The organism is Amycolatopsis sp. 2-15 (assembly GCF_030285625.1).
GTDB classification, from domain to species: domain Bacteria; phylum Actinomycetota; class Actinomycetes; order Mycobacteriales; family Pseudonocardiaceae; genus Amycolatopsis; species Amycolatopsis carbonis.
The window spans coordinates 2354406-2372358 of sequence record NZ_CP127294.1 but is presented as its reverse complement, the minus strand read 5'-3'; the positions used below and the strand labels follow the sequence as shown (position 1 = coordinate 2372358).

Here is a 17953-nt window from a genome sequence, read left to right as displayed (position 1 = left end):
GTTTCTTCCCTCCCGATGTGCCCGGCCCTCGGGCCGGGCACATCGCTCAGTCCAGAAACCGGCGCGATCTCGCGTCGTGGTTCAGTTCCGCAAGGATATGCAGCATGACTGTCTTACTAACGGGGTTCGCGCCGTTCGGCGGCTCGGCGACGAATCCCTCCTGGCAGGCGGCGCGGCTGGTGGCCGCGCGGCGCGACGACGTGGTGGCCGTGGAGCTGCCGGTGGAGTTCGGCACGTCGCTGCCCGCCTTGCGGGCGACGATCGAGCGGCACCGGCCGAGCCTGGTGGTGTGTGCGGGAGAAGCGGGTGGGCGCAGCGCCGTCACGCCGGAGCGGGTGGCGATCAACCTGATCGACGCGCGGATTCCCGACAACGCCGGCGACCAGCCCGTCGACGTGCCGGTGATGGCGGGCGGCCCGGCGGCCTACTTCACCACGTTGCCGGTCAAGGCGGCGGTGGCGGCGATCCAGGCCAAGGGTGTGCCGGCGGCGGTGTCGCACACGGCGGGAACCTATGTGTGCAACCAGGTCTTCTACGGCCTGATGCACTTGCTCGCCACCGAATTCCCTTCACTACGAGGCGGATTCGTCCACGTGCCGTCCGCGCCGGAGCAAACCGGGGCGGGCCGGCCGGCGCTCGAGGTGCAGCAGTCGGCGGAAGCGTTGGACGCCCTGATCACGACCGCGCTGACCACTGTGGACGACCTCGACGTCAGCGCCGGAACGTTGAACTGAGGCTCGGGAACGGCGCCTCGCGGTCCGCGCGGAGCCGGTCGTAGAAGTCGGTGAACACCACGGCCGTCTTCGCGTGCCGCGCGACCACCGATGCCACGGGGTCCGGCAGCGGCAGCTCACCGGCGGCCGCACGGCGGACCGCGGCCACCCGCGCGGCCCGGTCCCAGGTGCCGCAGACCTCCGTGACCAGCCACTGCGTCAGATGCATGGCCAAGTACGCGGAATCGTGCTCGAGGTTGAGCTCGGCGAACGCGCGCTCCTCGGCACTCAGGTCGAACCGCGTAGCGAAGGCGAGGCCGAAGTCGGTCAGGTAAAGGCGCTCGCCGTCGGTGAGGAAGTTGCCGAAGTGCGTGTCGAAATGCAGCACGCCTTCTGCGCGAAGGAAAGCGGCCGTCTCGAACAACTGCTCCTCCACCCGCTCGGTCTGGTCGAGGTGCGAGGGCAGCCACGCGTGCAACGTCGTCGGGAAGTGCTCGCAGAACAGCACCACGCTCGACTCGGCGGCCTCGACTTCTTCCAGCCGTCGGCGCACAGCGGAAGAGCCGCCCCAGTACTCGACGTCCGCTTCGAGAGGGCGATCGGGCACGCGGTCGGCCCGCAGCGGCAGCACGCGCCAGTGGTGCAGCAGCGGGAAGTACTCGCACTCACCGCCGAGCGCCCAGCCGGTGGCCATGACGTGCAGCGCCAGCTCACGCCACGCCGAGCCCGCCGGCGAGCCGAGGCCGTAGTGGCAGAACACCGGCAGGTCGTAGAGATTCGCCGTGGAGTGCGGATGCCGGAGTTCGAGCTCCGTCAACGGCACCCGCTTCGCGAACACCGGCGTGCCGTCGACGTCGAGCCGCACACCCGTGCCGCCGATGCCTTCCGATACCACCTCGGCGGACGAGAGCCGTTCGGTCAGCTGCCGGTCGCTCAGCAGCGCCAACGCCGTGGCCACTCGCAGATGGTCCGTCAGTCGCGAGTCCCCCATGGACTCGACAATACGGAGAAGGGCGGCTCCCCGTGGGGAACCGCCCTTCTCAGCTCGTCAAGCGATCAGTCGTTCTCGGTGTCGTGCTCCGAGGCACCGATGCTGACCGGCGGCGCGTCCGGAACCGAGGACGGGCGCTTCTCACCGCGGAAGGTGAAGTGCGCTTCGTCGTCGCGGTCCTCGGGGTTGCCGCTCCAGCCGTCGACGTCGACCAGGATGATCTGGCCGGGCTCGACCTCGCCGAACAGGATCTTCTCCGACAGCTGATCCTCGATCTCGCGCTGGATCGTGCGACGCAGCGGCCGGGCGCCGAGCACGGGGTCGAAGCCACGCTTGGCCAGCAGAGCCTTGGCCTTCTCCGTGAGCTCCAGCTCCATGTCCTTGGCCTTGAGCTGCGTCTCCACGCGCCCGATCATCAGGTCGACCATCATGATGATCTGTTCCTGCGTGAGCTGGTGGAAGACGATGATGTCGTCGATCCGGTTCAGGAACTCGGGCCGGAAATGCTTCTTCATCTCCTCGTTGACCTTCTGCTTCATCTTCTCGTAGCGGTTGGTGATGTCCGCTCCGGAGGAGAAGCCGAGGCTCACGGACTTGGAGATGTCCGAGGTGCCCAGGTTCGAGGTGAAGATCAGGACCGTGTTCTTGAAGTCGACCGTGCGACCCTGACCGTCGGTGAGGCGGCCGTCTTCGAGCACCTGCAGGAGCGTGTTGTAGATCTCCTGGTGCGCCTTCTCGATCTCGTCGAAGAGCACCACCGAGAACGGCTTGCGCCGCACCTTCTCGGTCAGCTGCCCGCCCTCTTCGTAGCCGACGTAGCCCGGAGGGGCACCGAAGAGCCGCGAAGCGGTGTAGCGGTCGTGGAACTCACCCATGTCGATCTGGATGAGAGCGTCGTCCTCGCCGAACAGGAAGGCCGCCAGCGCCTTGGACAGCTCGGTCTTACCGACACCGGACGGGCCGGCGAAGATGAACGAGCCCGACGGGCGCTTCGGGTCCTTCAGACCCGCACGGGTACGGCGGATCGCCTGGGAGACGGCCTTGACCGCGTCCTCCTGGCCGATGATGCGCTTGTGGAGCTCTTCCTCCATGCGCAGCAGCCGGGTGGTCTCCTCTTCGGTGAGCTTGAACACCGGGATGCCGGTCCAGTTGGCCAGCACCTCCGCGATCTGCTCGTCGTCCACCTCGGCGACGACGTCGAGGTCGCCGTCCTTCCACTGCTTCTCGCGCTCGCCCTTCTGGCCGAGGAGGGTCTTCTCCTCGTCACGCAGGCGGGCGGCCCGCTCGAAGTCCTGCGCGTCGATCGCGGACTCCTTGTCGCGGCGGACGTCGGCGATCTTCTCGTCGAACTCGCGCAGGTCCGGCGGCGCGGTCATGCGGCGGATACGCATGCGGGCGCCGGCCTCGTCGATGAGGTCGATGGCCTTGTCCGGCAGGAACCGGTCGTTGATGTAGCGGTCGGCCAGCGTGGCCGCCGCGACCAGCGCCGAGTCGGTGATCGAGACGCGGTGGTGCGCCTCGTACCGGTCGCGCAGGCCCTTGAGGATCTCGATGGTGTGCTCGAGCGACGGCTCGCCGACCTGGATCGGCTGGAAGCGGCGCTCCAGCGCGGCGTCCTTCTCGATGTACTTGCGGTACTCCTCGAGCGTGGTCGCACCGATCGTCTGTAGCTCACCGCGGGCCAGCATCGGCTTCAGGATCGAAGCCGCGTCGATGGCGCCCTCGGCGGCACCTGCGCCGACGAGCGTGTGCAGCTCGTCGATGAACAGGATGATGTCGCCGCGGGTCTTGATCTCCTTGAGCACCTTCTTCAGGCGCTCTTCGAAGTCACCGCGGTAGCGGGAGCCGGCGACCAGAGAGCCCAGGTCCAGCGTGTAAAGCTGCTTGTCCTTGAGCGTCTCGGGCACCTCGCCCTTGACGATGCTCTGGGCAAGGCCCTCGACGACGGCGGTCTTGCCGACGCCGGGCTCGCCGATGAGCACCGGGTTGTTCTTGGTGCGGCGGGACAGCACCTGCATGACCCGCTCGATCTCCTTGCCGCGCCCGATGACCGGGTCGAGCTTGCCCTCGCGGGCGAGCACGGTCATGTTGCGGCCGAACTGGTCGAGCACCAGCGACGACGACGGGGTGCCCTCGCCGCGGCCCGAGCCGCTCTCGGTGGACTTCTCGCCGGTCTGGTAACCCGACAGAAGCTGCAGCACCTGCTGGCGCACCCGGTTGAGGTCCGCGCCGAGCTTGACGAGCACCTGTGCGGCGACGCCCTCACCCTCGCGGATCAGGCCGAGCAGGATGTGCTCGGTACCGATGTAGTTGTGGCCGAGCTGAAGCGCTTCGCGCAGCGACAGCTCAAGCACCTTCTTGGCCCGCGGCGTGAACGGGATGTGCCCGCTCGGCGCCTGCTGACCCTGGCCGATGATCTCTTCGACCTGCTGGCGCACTCCCTCGAGGGCAATGCCCAGCGACTCGAGCGCCTTGGCGGCGACACCCTCACCCTCGTGGATCAGACCCAGGAGGATGTGCTCGGTGCCGATGTAGTTGTGGTTGAGCATCCGGGCCTCTTCTTGGGCCAGGACGACCACCCGCCTCGCGCGGTCGGTGAACCTCTCAAACATGCGCACTCCCTCGACTGCTGCGTCGGCGGCCCGTTCCCGCCACGAGATTGCACCCGCGACGGACAGCACCGTGAGACCACTGTAGTAGCCAAGCGGTCGCGCTTGCGTACCACTACGGCTTGCGGTGGCCTTTTGGCACCCGGCCGGTGACCCTTCGAGTCATCGTCCAACGTCCGGTTGCCCTGCACTTTTACCTCTTGTCGAACGTACGGCCCCGCGTTCGGATTCCGCCCGCGGCCCCCTGTCCGCTCAGCGCGAACACATCGGGGAGCTGGCCGTTTCCACCAGGTGGGCACCCGATTGGCGCAACTGCGAAACCTCTGTAAGGTTAGGCACGCCTAATCAGTTCGGCCAACAAGGAGGGCCGCGGTGAACCAGCAGCGGTCTTCCCGCGACGCCAGCGACGTCGGAGACGGTCTCGCCGATTCGCTCCTGCGGGTCGGGGGACTGCAGGAGCGCGGTGAGCTGCGGAGAGACGTCCCGACCGGGTGGTTCCACTGCGCCGAGCTGCTCGAACACCCCGAGCTTTTCACCGAATGGCGTGAACGGCTGGAAAAGTGGCTTCTCCACAACCACGGCGCCGCGCCCGAGCGCACGGCCGCGAGCTACGTCATATCGTGGTACCTGCACGTTCCCGCGTACGTCGGCGCACTGCTGCTGCACCACGAACGCCGCGTGCCCTCGCTCAAACCCGAGCAGCTGGCCTTCGGCCTCGGCGACGACCGGCCACACCCCGAAGGCATGGCCGTGCTGGGCGACAGCTTCTACTGCCTGCCCACCGACCCCGGCTCCGCACGCCCGGAAGCCACCGTCGTGGCCGACGAACGCGCGCTGGCCGGCGTGCTGCGCGCCCAGTTCGTGGCGCACGCCACACGCTTCGTGCGCGCGTACGCGCCGAGCAGCCGGCTGGGCCGCCGCATGTTGTGGGCCGCGGCCACCGACGCCCTGGACAACTCGCTGTGGTGGGCCGGCCGCCAGGGCGGGACACCGGACGCGGAAGGCGCCGGTGTCGCCGACGCCGCGTTGGTGCTGGACGACAGATACCGGCCGCTGACCTCCGCGTCGACCTTGCGCATGGCCGTGGGTGCCGAGGGGCACCGCGCTTGGGAACGACGACGGGAGAGTTGCTGCTTCTCCTACCTGCTGCCGGGCGAGGCCGAGTGCGCGGAATGTCCGCGCGTCTGCTCGCGATAATCGCAGGTCACACAGTCCACGCCGGGTCGCGGCCCGAAGCGCCCAGCGCGCGGTCGAGGGCCGGAGCGCCGGCCGGAACCGGCACCTCGGGGCCGTAGACGCCCATCGCGCGCGCCTGCTCGCCCATGGCGACCGCGGAGGCGCGCACGGCTTCCGCGGCCGCTGTGGCTTCTTCGGAGCAGGTCAACGGTGTGCCGGCCGCGCGGGCGAGATCCCAGCCGTGAATCACGAACTCGCCGAGCACCATGTCGCCGACGGTCGCCGCGGGCATCGTGGCCGAGCCGAGCGTCGCCAGGCCTTCCCACGCGGCCGCGGGCGCGAAGGCGTCGACGAGGTCTTCGGTCTGCTTCTCCAGCGTCGCGAGCCAGTCTTCGCCGACGAGGACGGCGTCGGCTTCGGTGCCGGTCGCCGTGTACGTCTCGCGCCGGCCGGCGGCGGCGAGCCAGGGGCCCCAGTAGAGCAGGTGGTTGAGCAGGCCGCGCACGTCGTAGCCGGTGCACGGGGTGGGCGCCGTGAGCGGTTGCGCGGCGGCCGCCACGCGCAGGAACTCGGCCGCGGCCGGGCGCAGCAGGGCGGAGTGGTCGGTCATGCGCGAAGCCAAGCACGGCGGGTGACGGCCGTCTTGAACGAACGCGACGCACTAGCGTGAAGCGCATGCGCCGGATCCCGCGCGGCATCGTCGACGAGCACGTGGCCCGCACGAAGTTCACGCTCGCCCGCCACACGCCGGCACCCGCGCTCGCCGAGTTCGTCGACTACCACTGGGTGCTGCGCTGGGACCTCGACGGCTTCCACGACCAGCACGTGCTGCCCAACATCGCCGTGCACGTGACCTTCTTCCCGGCGCGCGCGGCGTCTACGGTCCGGGCCACACGCTGTTCACGCACCGGCTCGAGGGCCGCGCCCACGGCCTCGGCGTGCGGTTCCGGCCGGGGTGCTTCCACCCTTTCCTCGGCGCCCCCGTGCGGATGCTCGCGGACCGATCCGTTCCGCTGGCGGACGTCTTCGGCCACGACGGCACCGAAGCGGCCGAATCGGTGCGAAATGCGAGTGACGATCGGGAAATGATCGCTGCAGTCGACAACTTGCTGATCGCAAAGCACTCGGCTCTTCCATCCGCCGCGCGGACGGCCGCCGCCGCGGTGGAAACAATCGCGGAGGATCCGGAAATCACGCGCGTCGATCAACTCGCCGCGAGCGCCGGCTTGTCCGCACGGGCACTTCAGCGGCTCTTCGCGGAACACGTCGGCTGCACGCCCAAGTGGGCGATCCGGATATACCGCCTGAACGATGCCGCGCGCAACCTCGCCGACGCCGACAGTCCCGATTTCGCGGACCTCGCCGCCCGGCTCGGCTATAGCGATCAACCGCACTTCACCCGCGATTTCCGCGCGGTGACCGGATCCTCGCCCGGGGAGTTCGCCCGTTCGGCCCGCCTCGCCGCCTCAGCCGAACCGATCGAACACAAGCCGCACTGAACGCAAGCCGACCCGGCACAAGCGACCGGACAGAAACCGGACAAGCAAAACGGCCGCCGGAAATAACCCGGCGGCCGCCTCCTCGTTGTGCCCCTCAGTTCTTCTGGTGGTAGGCCTCCACGACCTCCGACGGGATCCGGCCCCGGTCGGAAACCGCGAAACCGTTCTTGCGCGCCCAGGCACGAATGGCCTGGTTCTGCTCGCGGTCGACCGTGGCCGGGCGGGCCGAAGCCTTCGCACCCGCGACCGGACGCAGTGCGGCGCGCTTGCGGCCACCCGCACGGCGAGCGTGCTCCACGTACTGGGCCAGTGCGTCGCGCAACTCTTCGGCGTTTTCCGAGGACAGGTCGATCTGGTAGGTCACACCGTCCAAACCGAACTCGACGGTCTCTTCGGCCTCACTGCCGTCGAGGTCATCGACCAGGGAGACGAGCACCTTCTGTGCCATCTGATTCCTCCTGCGGGGCTTACGCGAATGATCTGGTTACGGGGCGAGCCCCGGGACAGAAGTCTTTGTCACTCACATTAATACCCGCTCATCCGGCCGCGTGCAAATCTCGTTTGAGATAAACCCGGCCGGTTCCTACCGACGGGTGGGTTATTCCGGCCGTACGAGGGGGAAGAGGATCGTCTCCCGGATACCGAGACCGGTCAGCGCCATGAGCAGCCGGTCGACTCCCATTCCGACTCCACCGCTCGGCGGCATTCCGTACTCCAGGGCGCGAAGGAAATCCTCGTCGAGACGCATGGCCTCGCTATCACCCTGTGCCGCCAGGAGGGACTGTTCGGTGAGGCGCTGCCGCTCCACGACCGGATCCACCAGCTCGGAGTAACCCGTGGCGAGTTCGAAACCGCGCACGTAGAGGTCCCACTTCTCCGCGACCCCGGCCCGGCTCCGATGCTGCCTGGTCAGAGGGGATGTCTCGAGCGGAAAATCACGCACAAATGTGGGCGCGGAGAGATCGTCGCCCACGAGGTGTTCCCACAGTTCTTCGACAAGTTTGCCGTGGCCGAGCTTCGGGTCCACCTCGATCTCGCGCGCCGCGGCGATCTTGTGCAACCGCTCGGCGGGAGTCTCGGGTGACACTTCTTCACCCAATGCCTCCGACAGCGACTCGTACATGCCGAGTGTCGTCCATTCGCCGGAAAGGTCGTACTCCGTTCCGTCGACGAGGGTGACGACCTGGGTGCCGAGCACGTTCTCCGCGGCCTCCTGGATGAGTTCGCGGGTCATCACGGCATTCGTGTCGTATGTGGCGTAGGCCTCGTAGTACTCCAGCATCGCGAACTCGGGCGAGTGCGAGGAGTCGCTGCCCTCGTTGCGGAAGTTGCGGTTGATCTCGAAAACCTTCTCGATCCCGCCGACCACGCAGCGCTTGAGGTAGAGCTCCGGCGCGATGCGCAGGTACAGCTCGAGGTCGAACGCATTCGAATGTGTGACGAATGGCCTGGCCGCGGCGCCGCCGTGCAGCGTCTGCAGCATCGGCGTCTCGACCTCGGTGAATCCACGGCGGTGGAACGACTCGCGCAGCGAGCGCACCACGCCGGCGCGAGTGCGCACCACATCGCGGGCCCGATCGCGCAGAATCAAGTCGACATAACGCTGCCGGATTCGCGTTTCCTCGGCGAGGTCGGAGTGCGTGTTGGGCAGCGGCCGCAGCGCCTTCGACGTGAGCTGCCACTTGTCGGCCATCACGGAAAGCTCACCGCGCTTGGAAGTGATCACCTCGCCGGAGACGAATACGTGGTCACCGAGATCGACATCGCTCTTCCACGACGCGAGCGACTCCTCACCGACCTTCGCGAGGCTGAGCATCGCCTGCAGTTCCGTGCCGTCGCCCTCACGAAGAGTGGCGAAACACAGTTTGCCCGTATTGCGCAGAAACATCACCCGGCCGGTGACGCCGACCGTCTGACCAGTGGCGGTGTCGGGCGCGAGATCTGTGTGCGCGGCCCGGATCTCGGCAAGCGAGTGGGTGCGGGGAACCTCCACGGGGTAAGGATCGACACCCTCCGCGATTATCCGGTCGCGCTTGTCCCGGCGCACCCGCATCTGTTCGGGCAGGTCGTCTTCGCGCAGCGCGTCGGGCGCGGGGAATTCGGTCATGGGCCATAGCGTACGAACCCGCTGGTCGGCTACGCCAACCGGATTACCCTTCGAGGCACCGGTGCTGCCTTTTCCCGTATTAGTCTCGGTTCCCGTGACCGATCCCACGTATGACCAGGAACTCCACGCCCGCCGCGCCTCGTCGTTCGGCGGCCACGCCGCCGCCTACGCCGAGCACCGGCCCGACTACCCGCAGGCCGCCGTGGAATGGGGGCTCGCCGGCGCCGCGCACGACGCGCGCGAGGTGCTCGACCTCGCCGCCGGCACCGGAAAGCTCACGCAGGGGCTGGTCGACCTCGGCCTCACCGTGACCGCGGTGGAGCCCGACGAGGGCATGCTCGCCCAGCTGTCCAAGCTCCTGCCGGACACGACGGCGCTCACGGGCAAGGCCGAGGACATCCCGCTGGCCGACGAGTCCGTCGACGCCGTGTTCATCGGGCAGGCGCTGCACTGGTTCGATCTGGAGCCGGCGTTCGCGGAGATCCACCGGGTGCTGCGCCCGGGCGGGGTCGTCGTGGCGCTGTGGAACCACGACGACCTGACGGTGGAGTGGGTGGTCGAGTTCTCCAAGATCGTGCGCACGGGCGTGAGCCGCCTGTTCCGCGACGAGAACGAGGGCCTGTCGGCGGCCGGCTTCGAGCCGTTCGAGGACCACGAGTTCCCGCACACGCACCGCCGCACGATCGACACACTGCTCGCGACCGTCGCCACGCACTCCAACTTCCTGGTCGCCGAACCGGCCGAACGCGACGCGGCCCTGGCTGCCGCTCGTGAGTACCTCCTGGCGGTGCCGGAAGCCGGCGCGGGCGAGTTCGACTACCCACTGGTGACGACGGTGTTCCGCGCCCGAAAGAGCGAGTCCGGAGGGCGGGGAAGCTCACCCGCCTAGAGTTCCGAATGGTGCTACCTTCCGTCGTGACGCCACCCGGGCGTCCCGGACGAGAGCGTCGTACCCGGTCAGGACAAGACGGCGCAGTGGATGAACACGTCACTGCGAAAGGTTCTGATCATGGCTTGGGTTGTTCTCGTCGTCGCCGGTGTCCTCGAGACCGTGTGGGCCGCGGCGTTGTCGGCCACCAAGGGCTTCACGAAACTGTGGCCGACGGTGGTCTTCCTCGTCGCCCTCATCGCCAGCATGGGTGGTCTCGCGTACGCCCTGCGCAGCATCCCCCTCGGCACCGGTTACGCGGTGTGGGTCGGCATCGGTGCCGTGGGGACCGCCTTGTACGGCATCTTCGCCCTCCACGACCCCGCGACGGTCGGCCGCATCGCGTGCCTGGTGCTGATCGTCGCGGGGGTCGTGGGGTTGAAGGTCCTGCACTAGGGAACGGTGATCGTGAGCGCGTTGAGTCGCTCGGGGTCGCCGACCACGTCGATGGCCGTGATGCGGTCGCCGTCGAAGGTGAACGTGAGCACGACCTCCAGGCGGCCGCGCGGCGCGAGCACCAGGGCGGGAGCGCCGTTGACCAGCGCCACCTGCGTGCCCCGCGCGCGTGCCGAAGCGAGCAGCGCGCCCTTGCTCACGCTGCGGACGCCACGCAGCACGACGGGCGCCGGAGCTCCCGAAACGGCGGCGTCGGCCTGCAGCACCACGTCGGGATCGAGCAGCTGCAGCAGCGCCTCGAAGTCACCGCCGCGCGCGGCCGCCAGGTAGGCCTCGACGGCCCGGCGGCTGCGCGTGACGTCGGCCGCCGGCTGCTCGCCCCGGACCCGGCGCCGGGCGCGGCTGGCGATCTGGCGCACGGCCGCCGGGGTGCGGTCGAGCATCACGGCGATGTCCTCGAACGGCACCGCGAACATGTCGTGCAGCACGAACGCGATGCGCTCGGCCGGGCCCAGTGAGTCGAGCACGACCAGCAGCGCGAGCCCGACCGAGTCGGCGAGCTGCGCTTCCGCCTCGAGGTCGAAGTCGTCGCCGCGTTCGAGGACCTGCGCGTCGAGCGAGTCCTCACGCCGGCGTTCGCGCGTGCGCAGCTGGTTGAGGCACTGGCGCGAGACGACCGTGGTGAGCCAGGCCGGCAGGCTCTCGATCTCGCGCGAGTCCACGCCGTCGAGCCGCAGCCAGGCTTCTTGCACGGCGTCTTCGGCTTCGCTCAGCGAGCCCAGCATCCGGTACGCGACCGAGCGCAGCCGCGGCCGGTTCTCCTCGAACTGCTGCGCCAACCAGGCCTTTTCGTCCACGTGTCACATTCCTCCGTCGCGCGGGTTCACCGAAGTACACACCGACAATCCCGGTCACGTGACCGGAACGGAGGAAGAAATGAGCACGATCCTCATCACCGGCGGCACCGGCACGCTCGGCACCCTCGTCACCCCGCTGCTGCGGGACGCGAAGGTCCGCGTGCTGAGCCGCCACGCCCACGAACCCGCCGACGGCATCGAGTACTTCGCGTGCGACCTGCTCAGCGGCGACGGCCTCGAAGCCGCGGTCGACGGCGTCGACGTGGTGCTGCACCTGGCCGGCGGGCCCAAGGGCGACGATGTGGCCACCGCGAACCTGGCGAACGCCGCCGAACGCGCGGGCGTCGGCCACTTCGTGCTCATCTCGGTGATCGCCGCCGACCGCGTGCCGCTGGGCTACTTCACGCGCAAGTTCGAGGCGGAGAAAACCGTGATCGCCTCGGGTCTACCGTGGACGATCCTGCGCGCCGCCCAGTTCCACGGCTTCTGCCTCGACGCCGTGCGCGCCGCCGCGAAACTGCCCGTCGTCCCCGTACCCGGCGGCATGCGGTTCCAGCCGGTGGACGCCCACGACGTCGCGGCCCGCCTCGCCGAACTGACCCTCGGCGCACCCGCCGGCCGCGTCCCCGACCTGGCGGGACCGAAGGTCTACACCATGCGCGCGCTCGTGGAGGATTATTTGCGGGCCAACGGAAAACGTCGCCCCAAGCTGCCCGTGCGCCTGCCCGGCAAGGCCGGCCGCGCCTACCGCGCGGGCGACAACCTCAACCTCGACGCCGACGAGGGCACCCGCACCTGGGAGGAATTTCTCGCACAGATCTAGCTGTATGAGGCCGTGACGTTGGTGACGCCGGTGTGGAGCCGGGTGACCGGTGGCTGGTTTCCAGCGGTGGTGTGTGGTCGATGGTAGTTGTAGTGGATGTTCCATACCGTCAAGGCTGCGGTGCGTTGCCCTTCGCTGGTCCAGATGTGGGCGTAGAGGAATTCTTCGGCCAGGATGCGGTTGTAGCGTTCGATGCTCCTATGTTTGTCAAGCAACGCTCGGAAGGGCTGGCTCTGGGTCGACCGTCGCCGATCGCGGAAGGTTGGCGTAGATCTCGCGGGCGATGTAGCGCTTGAGGCAGCGGATGATCTCGCGTTTGCTCCGTCCTTCGGCGGTCCGCCGGTCGAGGTAGTCACGAGTGGGCTGGTGACGGCGCATGCGGACGATGGTCACGATGTAGAGGGCGCTGTTCGCGGCGCGATCGCCGCTGCGGCTGAGCCGGTGGCGGCCGGTGGTGCGGCCGCTACTGGCTGGTTGTGGAGCGACTCCGCAGAGTTTGGCAAAGGCTGCCTCGCTGCGGATGCGCTCGGCGTTGTCGCCGGCGGTGACCAGGAATTGCCCAGCCAACTCGATGCCCACCCCGTGAAGTTCGACGAGTTCCGGCGCGGTGGAGCGGACCAACGCCTCGATCTGTTTGTTGAGCGTTGTGATCTCTTCGTCCAATGCCTTCCAGCGGCGTGCCAGGTCGCGCAGCGCTGTTGTCACTCCGGCCGTGAGCAACTGCTCGGGTGCGTCGATCAGAGTGAGGACGTCATCGGTTTCTGGGTCCAGTTGCAGGCATCGGTTGATCAGGGTCCTCTTGGTCAAGGCCACCAGGTCGTCCCGTAAGGGCGAGGGCGCACCGATCATCACGCCCCAGAGGGTGTTGAACGTCTGGGTCCGGGCCTTGACCGCGCTGGTTCGGGTGATTCGGAGGGTTCGGATCACCTCGACGACGCCAGACTTGGCTTTCGGGGTCGCGGTCGATGTTTGCCCGAGAACAGCGCGGGCGATCTGCTCGGCGTCCAGGCGGTCGGACTTGCCATCCAGACGCCGGGCCAGACGGTTTGGCCGGTTGACCTCGATGACCCGGACGTTGGCGGCGGTGAGAAACCTGCTCAGGGAAGCACCGAACGACCCGGTGCTCTCGACACCGATCGAGGCGATGACGCCGTGGCCCCTGATCCATTCCAACAACTGTGCATAGCCGCGGTCGCGGGCGGGGAACTCACGGTGTCCGAGTAACCGGCCGTGCTCGTCGACCACGGCCGCGTAGTGGGTGTGTTTGTGGGTGTCGACGCCGCCGATGACACGGGTTGCGATGGTTGCCATGCTGGAACTCGCTCCTCCGGTGGGTTCACGCTCGCGGACGGGGCGAACCGACCGGACGGGCGACAGGTCTGTGACGGGGCTTCTGGTCCAAGCTCCTATCAGGTCAGACCCGTCTGGCCGGTGCGCGTACGGTGCTGCGCCCGGACCGGCCGACAAATCGAACGCAGGACACCAAGGTCGCGCCTCGGGTCATACCTTGGCCGGGGTCAAACCAGCCCGGCGCAGCACCAAGCCCCAGTCTTCACAGACTTTGCCGTTGTGGCGTGGGGTGTAGGGCGTGATTCGCTGGTGGCGGGCTCCGTGTAGGACGGTGGCGAAGTCGTTGGCGCGGTAGCAGGCGCCGTTGTCGGTGACGAGGCGGTGGATGTGGGTGATGCCGTGGGCGGCGAAGAACGCGCGGGCGCGGTGGACGAACCTGATCGCGGTCTGGGCTTTCTCGTCGGGCAGGGCTTCGGTGTAGGCCAGGCGGGAGTAGCCGTCGATGGCGGAGTGCAGGTAGGTGTAGCGGGCCCGGCCGCCGCGGGTCTTGCCGCGGCGGGCGTGTTTGTCCTGGTCGCTGCCTTTGCCGTGGATCCGCCAGCCACCGCCGTCGGGGATCTGGCCGGTCTTCTTCACATCGAGGTGGACCATGTGCCCGGGCCAGCGCGCGATGATCCGCCGCGGTGCCCGGTTGGTCGCCCCGGTGGGGTCGAGGAAGCGGCGCCGGTTCAGGCCCAGCTGCAGCAGGTGGCGGCCGATGGTGCGGACGGAGATGGTGATGCCCTCGGCGGCCAGTTCGGTGGCGATCCGGCGGGCGGAGTATTTCCGCTGTCGGCGTAGCTGCTCGATCCGGGCCACCACCTGCGCGGGAGTGGTGGTGGGCTGGTGGTGCGGGACGCTGGACCGGTCGAGCAGGCCGGCTTCGCCGTAGCGGCGCCAGCGGTTGACCCACTTGGATGCGCATTGCCGCGAGATGCCCATCTCGGCGGCGACATGGGCGATCGGACGGGTCTGGCACCGCTGCACGAGCCGGCGACGGCCCTCGAGCGACAGCGGGGCATTACGGTGGTGCATGGACGGGTCTTTCTGCTCGACGGACGAGTGGGTCGCACTTCTCATCCTGCCGCCGAAAGACCCGTCCCCTGTCTCAGGCCCTGCCAGCCGACACCAACGTCATGACCCGCAACATCTAGCGCACGTTTCGCTCGTAAACCAAGCGCAAGCCCAGCAAAGTCAGATCGGGCACGTGCTCCTTGATCGTCTCCGATTCGCCGATCACCAACGGCGCGAGGCCGCCGGTCGCGATCACCGCGACCGGCTCGGTTTCGTCGCTGCGCAGTTCGCGCACGATGCGTTTGACGAGGCCGTCGACCTGGCCCGCGAAGCCGTAGAGGATGCCGGACTGCAGGCATTCCACGGTGTTCTTGCCGATGACCGACCGCGGCGGCACGAGCTCCACCTTGCGCAACGCGGCGGCGCGGGCGGCGAGCGCGTCCACGGAGATGTCGATGCCGGGGGCGAACGCGCCGCCGAGGAACTCGCCCTTGGCGGAGATGGCGTCGACGTTCGTGGACGTGCCGAAGTCGACCACCACGCACGCGGTGGCGTGCAGGTGGTGGGCGGCGAGGGTGTTCACGAGCCGGTCGGCGCCCACCTCCTTGGGGTTGTCCACGAGCAGCGGCACACCCGTGCGCACACCGGGTTCCACCACGATCTTCGGCAGCCGCGGGTAGTACCGGCTCAACATCACCCGCAGTTCGCGCAGCACAGCGGGCACTGTGGACAGTGCGCTGATGCCGGTGATCGCGTCGGCGTGCGGGCCGAGCAGCCCGCGCATGGTGAGCGCGAGCTCGTCGGCGGTCATGCGCGCGTCGGTGCGCATGCGCCAGTCGCCGACGAGCCGCTGCCCCTCGTACAGCCCGAGGACGATGTTGGTGTTGCCGACGTCGACGGTGAGCAGCAACGCGGACTTCCTTTACTGCGGCCCGGTTTCGCCGCCGGCTCGGTGGATCACAGTGATGGCTTAGCTTTCCGCGTGCAGCAAGGCGTCGAGGCGGCGCGCGTCGGCGGTTTCGGCCACCGGGAAGGCGATCGTGTCCTCCTCGGGCAGCGTGACGGTGCCGCTCAGCAGGCCCGACCCCTCCGGCGCGTGAGCCGGGTCGGTCCCGCGTTCGACGATCTGGTTGTCCTCGTCGACGAAGATCACCCGCGGCTCGTAGTTCAGCGCCTCCACGCTGTCCATCTGGCCGTAGGAGATGAGGATGACGAGGTCACCGGGGTGCACCAGGTGCGCCGCGGCGCCGTTGATGCCGAGCACGCCGCTGCCGCGCTGGCCCTTGATCACGTAGGTCTCGAGCCGGGCGCCGTTCGTGACGTCCACAATGGACACCTGCTCGCCCGGCAGGAGGTCGGCGGCCTCCATCAGGTCCTCGTCGACGGTCACCGACCCCACGTAGTGCAGATCCGCCTGCGTCACCGTGGCCCGGTGGATCTTCGACTTCAGCATCGTGCGGTACATCGTGGACTCTCCCTATTCCCCTGCGTCCAAATCCACGCTCGGATGGTCCACAGCCCTTCCGAGCAGCACTCCCACGTTGTCGATCAGCCGGGTGCTCCCCACCCGGGCGGCGATCAACAGCCGTGCCTCACCGTCGACGGGCGCCGACCCGAGATCGGTTCCCCTCAGCTCCAGGTAGTCCACCTCCACCTGCGGACGCTCGGCGAGCGTCCGGCGAGCCATCTCCAGCACCGCTTCGGCCCCGTCGCGGCCGACGTGCGCCCCCGCGGTCAGCGCCGCGGAAAGCACCACGGCGTCCTCCCGCTGCTCCGGCGTCAGGTACACGTTGCGGGAAGACAGAGCGAGCCCGTCGCGCTCGCGGACCGTCGGCACCCCGATCACGCGGGTGTCGATGTTCAGGTCGGCCACCATCTTCTTGATCAGCACCAGCTGCTGGTAGTCCTTCTCCCCGAAGAACGCGTAGTCCGGGCGCAGCAGGTTGAACAGCTTCGCGACGACGGTGAGCACCCCGGTGAAGTGCCCGGGCCGCGCGGCGCCCTCCAGCTCGTCGCCGAGCGGGCCGGGATGCACGGTGACCATCGCGTTGTCGGTGTACAGGTCACTCGCCTTCGGGGTGAAGGCCAGCTCGACACCGGCTTCGCCCAGCGTCGCGAGGTCCTCCTCCATGCGCCGCGGGTACGCCTCGAAGTCCTCGCCCGCGCCGAACTGCAGCGGGTTCACGAAGATCGACGCGGCCACGATCGTGTTCGGCAGGCGCTTCGCGCGGCGCATCAGCTCGCGGTGGCCGGCGTGCAACGCGCCCATCGTGGGCACGAGTGCCACCTTGTGGCCGGCGCTGCGCAGCGCGCGGCTCACCTGGCTGATGTGTTCGGGCGGCTGGTAGGCGTTGAGCGTGGCGCGCTTGAACTTCGGTGTGGTCACGGGGTCTGCCCTTCGGCGGGGTCGTCGAGGAGGTCGGTCAGCTCGGCGGCGGTCGCCGCGTCGAGCAGGCCGGCGGCGCGGGACCGCTCGGCCGTGCGCCGGGCCAGTGCCCGGTAGGCCGGGGCGATCGCCGGCTCCGTGTCCGAGAGCACGGTGAGGTGCTTGCGGACGGTGCCGAGATCACCACGCGCCACCGGGCCGGTGAGGGCGCGGTCGCCGTAGCGCAGCACATTATCCAGTGCGGCCGACAGCAGTGGTGCGACGAGTCGTTCCGAATGCCCGATTCCGGCTTCGCGGAGGAGCTCCGTGCAGTCGGCGACGAGCGTCATCAGGTGGTTGGCGCCGTGCGAGAGCGCCGCGTGGTAGAGCGCGCGGGCGGCCTCGGGGATGCGCACCGGCTCGGCGCCCATCTCCACGGCCAGCGCCTCGCCGACGTTCCAGGCCACCTCGTCGTCGGGTGCCGCGGTGACGCCGATGCTGGCGGTGCTGAGGCGTTCGAGGTCTTCGGCGCGGCCCGTGAACGTGAGCACGGGGTGCAGCGCGAGCGCCAGCGCGCCGGCCTGCGCGGCGGGCTTCAGGACGTCGACGCCGTGGGCGCCGGAGGTGTGGACGACGATCTGGCCCGGTCGCAGCGACTCTGTCGCCACGAGCCCACGGACCATGCCTTCGAGGGCGTCGTCGGGCAGCGCGAGCAGCACCAGGTCGGCGCGGCGGACGACCTCGTCGGGCGGCAGCAGGGGAACGTCGGGCAACAGGCGTTCGGCCCGCGCCAGCGACTCGGCCGACAGGCCGGAGGCGGCAACCACCGTGTGCCCCGCCCTGGCCAGCGCCGCGCCCAGGACGCTGCCCACCCTCCCGGCCGAGACCACGCCCACCGCGAGGCGGGCCGGTCGGTTCATGGCGTGCGCCTGTGGACGCTCATGGCTCGAAACTCCTTGGCTCGTTCCAGTCCCGCTGTTCCGGGTACCAGACGACGGCGCGAGAGTAGCCCCGTCGCGTCCGGATCGCGGAGCTCTGGTGACGAGCTTCACCCGGTCGTTCAATCGCGGAAGTAATTTAATCGCGCCTCGGGGACCTGCGCGGCGGAGGGCCGCCGCACCCCCGCTGAGCATGGGTTTTCGGCTC

17 protein-coding genes, 3 pseudogenes and 1 riboswitch are annotated in these 17953 nt (G+C 68.8%); of the genes and pseudogenes, 7 read left to right on the top strand and 13 right to left on the bottom strand.

Annotated features, from left to right (window positions below; genetic code table 11):
- Positions 1 to 104: 104 nt before the first annotated feature.
- Positions 105 to 734: a pyroglutamyl-peptidase I gene (pcp, locus tag QRX50_RS11545; protein WP_285971940.1), complete on the top strand. Its 630-nt coding sequence runs from the start codon at positions 105 to 107 to the stop codon at positions 732 to 734.
- Here the strand turns inward: pcp and QRX50_RS11540 are convergent.
- Positions 712 to 1704 carry a BUD32 family EKC/KEOPS complex subunit gene (locus QRX50_RS11540; protein WP_285971939.1) on the bottom strand — a complete coding sequence of 331 codons (993 nt, stop codon included), beginning with the start codon at positions 1702 to 1704 and terminating at the stop codon, positions 712 to 714. The genes pcp and QRX50_RS11540 overlap by 23 nt on opposite strands.
- A 65-nt stretch (positions 1705 to 1769) precedes the next feature.
- A complete protein-coding gene (locus tag QRX50_RS11535; RefSeq protein ID WP_285971938.1) occupies positions 1770 to 4316 on the bottom strand; it encodes an ATP-dependent Clp protease ATP-binding subunit in 2547 nt (848 codons plus the stop codon).
- Positions 4317 to 4685: 369 nt separating this feature from the next.
- Between QRX50_RS11535 and QRX50_RS11530 the strand changes: the two genes are divergently transcribed.
- Positions 4686 to 5510 (top strand): (2Fe-2S)-binding protein, encoded by an 825-nt coding sequence (locus QRX50_RS11530; protein ID WP_285971937.1) that lies wholly within the window; start codon positions 4686 to 4688, stop codon positions 5508 to 5510.
- A gap of 7 nt (positions 5511 to 5517) precedes the next feature.
- On the opposite strand, the gene QRX50_RS11525 is transcribed toward QRX50_RS11530, so the two are convergent.
- The gene (locus QRX50_RS11525; protein WP_285971936.1) at positions 5518 to 6099 is read right to left on the bottom strand and encodes a TIGR03086 family metal-binding protein; all 582 of its coding nucleotides are present in this window, start codon (positions 6097 to 6099) and stop codon (positions 5518 to 5520) included.
- 65 nt (positions 6100 to 6164) lie between these two features.
- On the opposite strand from QRX50_RS11525, the pseudogene QRX50_RS49465 reads away from it, so the two are divergent.
- Together QRX50_RS49465 and QRX50_RS49460 are read left to right on the top strand one after the other, a co-directional pair.
- Positions 6165 to 6442, top strand: a pseudogene (locus QRX50_RS49465) (DUF6597 domain-containing transcriptional factor); the annotation flags it as partial.
- Positions 6443 to 6574: 132 nt separating this feature from the next.
- On the top strand, positions 6575 to 6988 hold the full coding sequence (locus QRX50_RS49460; protein WP_353074151.1) for a helix-turn-helix domain-containing protein: 414 nt from the start codon (positions 6575 to 6577) through the stop codon (positions 6986 to 6988).
- Between the two features lie 94 nt (positions 6989 to 7082).
- Here the strand turns inward: QRX50_RS49460 and QRX50_RS11515 are convergent, their stop codons facing one another.
- Positions 7083 to 7436, bottom strand: a complete 354-nt coding sequence (locus tag QRX50_RS11515) for a histone-like nucleoid-structuring protein Lsr2 (protein ID WP_285971935.1) — start codon at positions 7434 to 7436, stop codon at positions 7083 to 7085.
- 150 nt (positions 7437 to 7586) lie between these two features.
- A complete protein-coding gene (lysS, locus tag QRX50_RS11510; RefSeq protein ID WP_285974427.1) occupies positions 7587 to 9095 on the bottom strand; it encodes a lysine--tRNA ligase in 1509 nt (502 codons plus the stop codon).
- A 94-nt stretch (positions 9096 to 9189) separates the two neighbouring features.
- Between lysS and QRX50_RS11505 the strand changes: the two genes are divergently transcribed.
- On the top strand, positions 9190 to 9984 hold the full coding sequence (locus tag QRX50_RS11505; RefSeq protein ID WP_285971934.1) for a class I SAM-dependent methyltransferase: 795 nt from the start codon (positions 9190 to 9192) through the stop codon (positions 9982 to 9984).
- 24 nt (positions 9985 to 10008) lie between these two features.
- A riboswitch (guanidine-III (ykkC-III) riboswitch) is annotated at positions 10009 to 10072 on the top strand.
- Between the two features lie 32 nt (positions 10073 to 10104).
- Positions 10105 to 10419 carry a DMT family transporter gene (locus QRX50_RS11500; protein ID WP_285971933.1) on the top strand — a complete coding sequence of 105 codons (315 nt, stop codon included), beginning with the start codon at positions 10105 to 10107 and terminating at the stop codon, positions 10417 to 10419.
- Here the strand turns inward: QRX50_RS11500 and QRX50_RS11495 are convergent.
- Complete coding sequence (locus QRX50_RS11495) at positions 10416 to 11276, bottom strand: sigma-70 family RNA polymerase sigma factor (RefSeq protein ID WP_285971932.1); 861 nt, start codon at positions 11274 to 11276, stop codon at positions 10416 to 10418. The two genes, QRX50_RS11500 and QRX50_RS11495, sit on opposite strands and share 4 nt — an antisense overlap.
- Before the next feature lie 79 nt (positions 11277 to 11355).
- On the opposite strand from QRX50_RS11495, the gene QRX50_RS11490 reads away from it, so the two are divergent.
- The gene (locus tag QRX50_RS11490; RefSeq protein WP_285971931.1) at positions 11356 to 12099 is read left to right on the top strand and encodes an SDR family oxidoreductase; all 744 of its coding nucleotides are present in this window, start codon (positions 11356 to 11358) and stop codon (positions 12097 to 12099) included.
- On the opposite strand, the pseudogene QRX50_RS11485 reads toward QRX50_RS11490, so the two are convergent.
- The 7 genes and pseudogenes from QRX50_RS11485 to QRX50_RS11455 form a co-directional block, all read right to left on the bottom strand.
- Positions 12096 to 12293: pseudogene (locus QRX50_RS11485) on the bottom strand (integrase core domain-containing protein); the annotation flags it as partial. The gene QRX50_RS11490 and the pseudogene QRX50_RS11485 overlap by 4 nt on opposite strands.
- A gap of 13 nt (positions 12294 to 12306) precedes the next feature.
- A complete protein-coding gene (locus QRX50_RS11480; RefSeq protein ID WP_285971930.1) occupies positions 12307 to 13410 on the bottom strand; it encodes an IS110 family RNA-guided transposase in 1104 nt (367 codons plus the stop codon).
- Positions 13411 to 13656: 246 nt separating this feature from the next.
- Positions 13657 to 14463 (bottom strand): annotated as a pseudogene (locus QRX50_RS11475) (IS481 family transposase); the annotation flags it as partial.
- 115 nt (positions 14464 to 14578) lie between these two features.
- Positions 14579 to 15352: a type III pantothenate kinase gene (locus tag QRX50_RS11470; RefSeq protein WP_285971929.1), complete on the bottom strand. Its 774-nt coding sequence runs from the start codon at positions 15350 to 15352 to the stop codon at positions 14579 to 14581.
- 60 nt (positions 15353 to 15412) lie between these two features.
- The gene (panD, locus tag QRX50_RS11465; protein WP_285971928.1) at positions 15413 to 15907 is read right to left on the bottom strand and encodes an aspartate 1-decarboxylase; all 495 of its coding nucleotides are present in this window, start codon (positions 15905 to 15907) and stop codon (positions 15413 to 15415) included.
- 12 nt (positions 15908 to 15919) lie between these two features.
- Entirely contained in the window at positions 15920 to 16828 is a 909-nt protein-coding gene (panC, locus tag QRX50_RS11460; protein ID WP_285971927.1) for a pantoate--beta-alanine ligase, read from the bottom strand.
- Positions 16825 to 17727 (bottom strand): Rossmann-like and DUF2520 domain-containing protein, encoded by a 903-nt coding sequence (locus QRX50_RS11455; protein WP_285971926.1) that lies wholly within the window; start codon positions 17725 to 17727, stop codon positions 16825 to 16827. Before QRX50_RS11455 ends, panC begins: the two co-directional genes overlap by 4 nt.
- Positions 17728 to 17953: the final 226 nt, after the last annotated feature.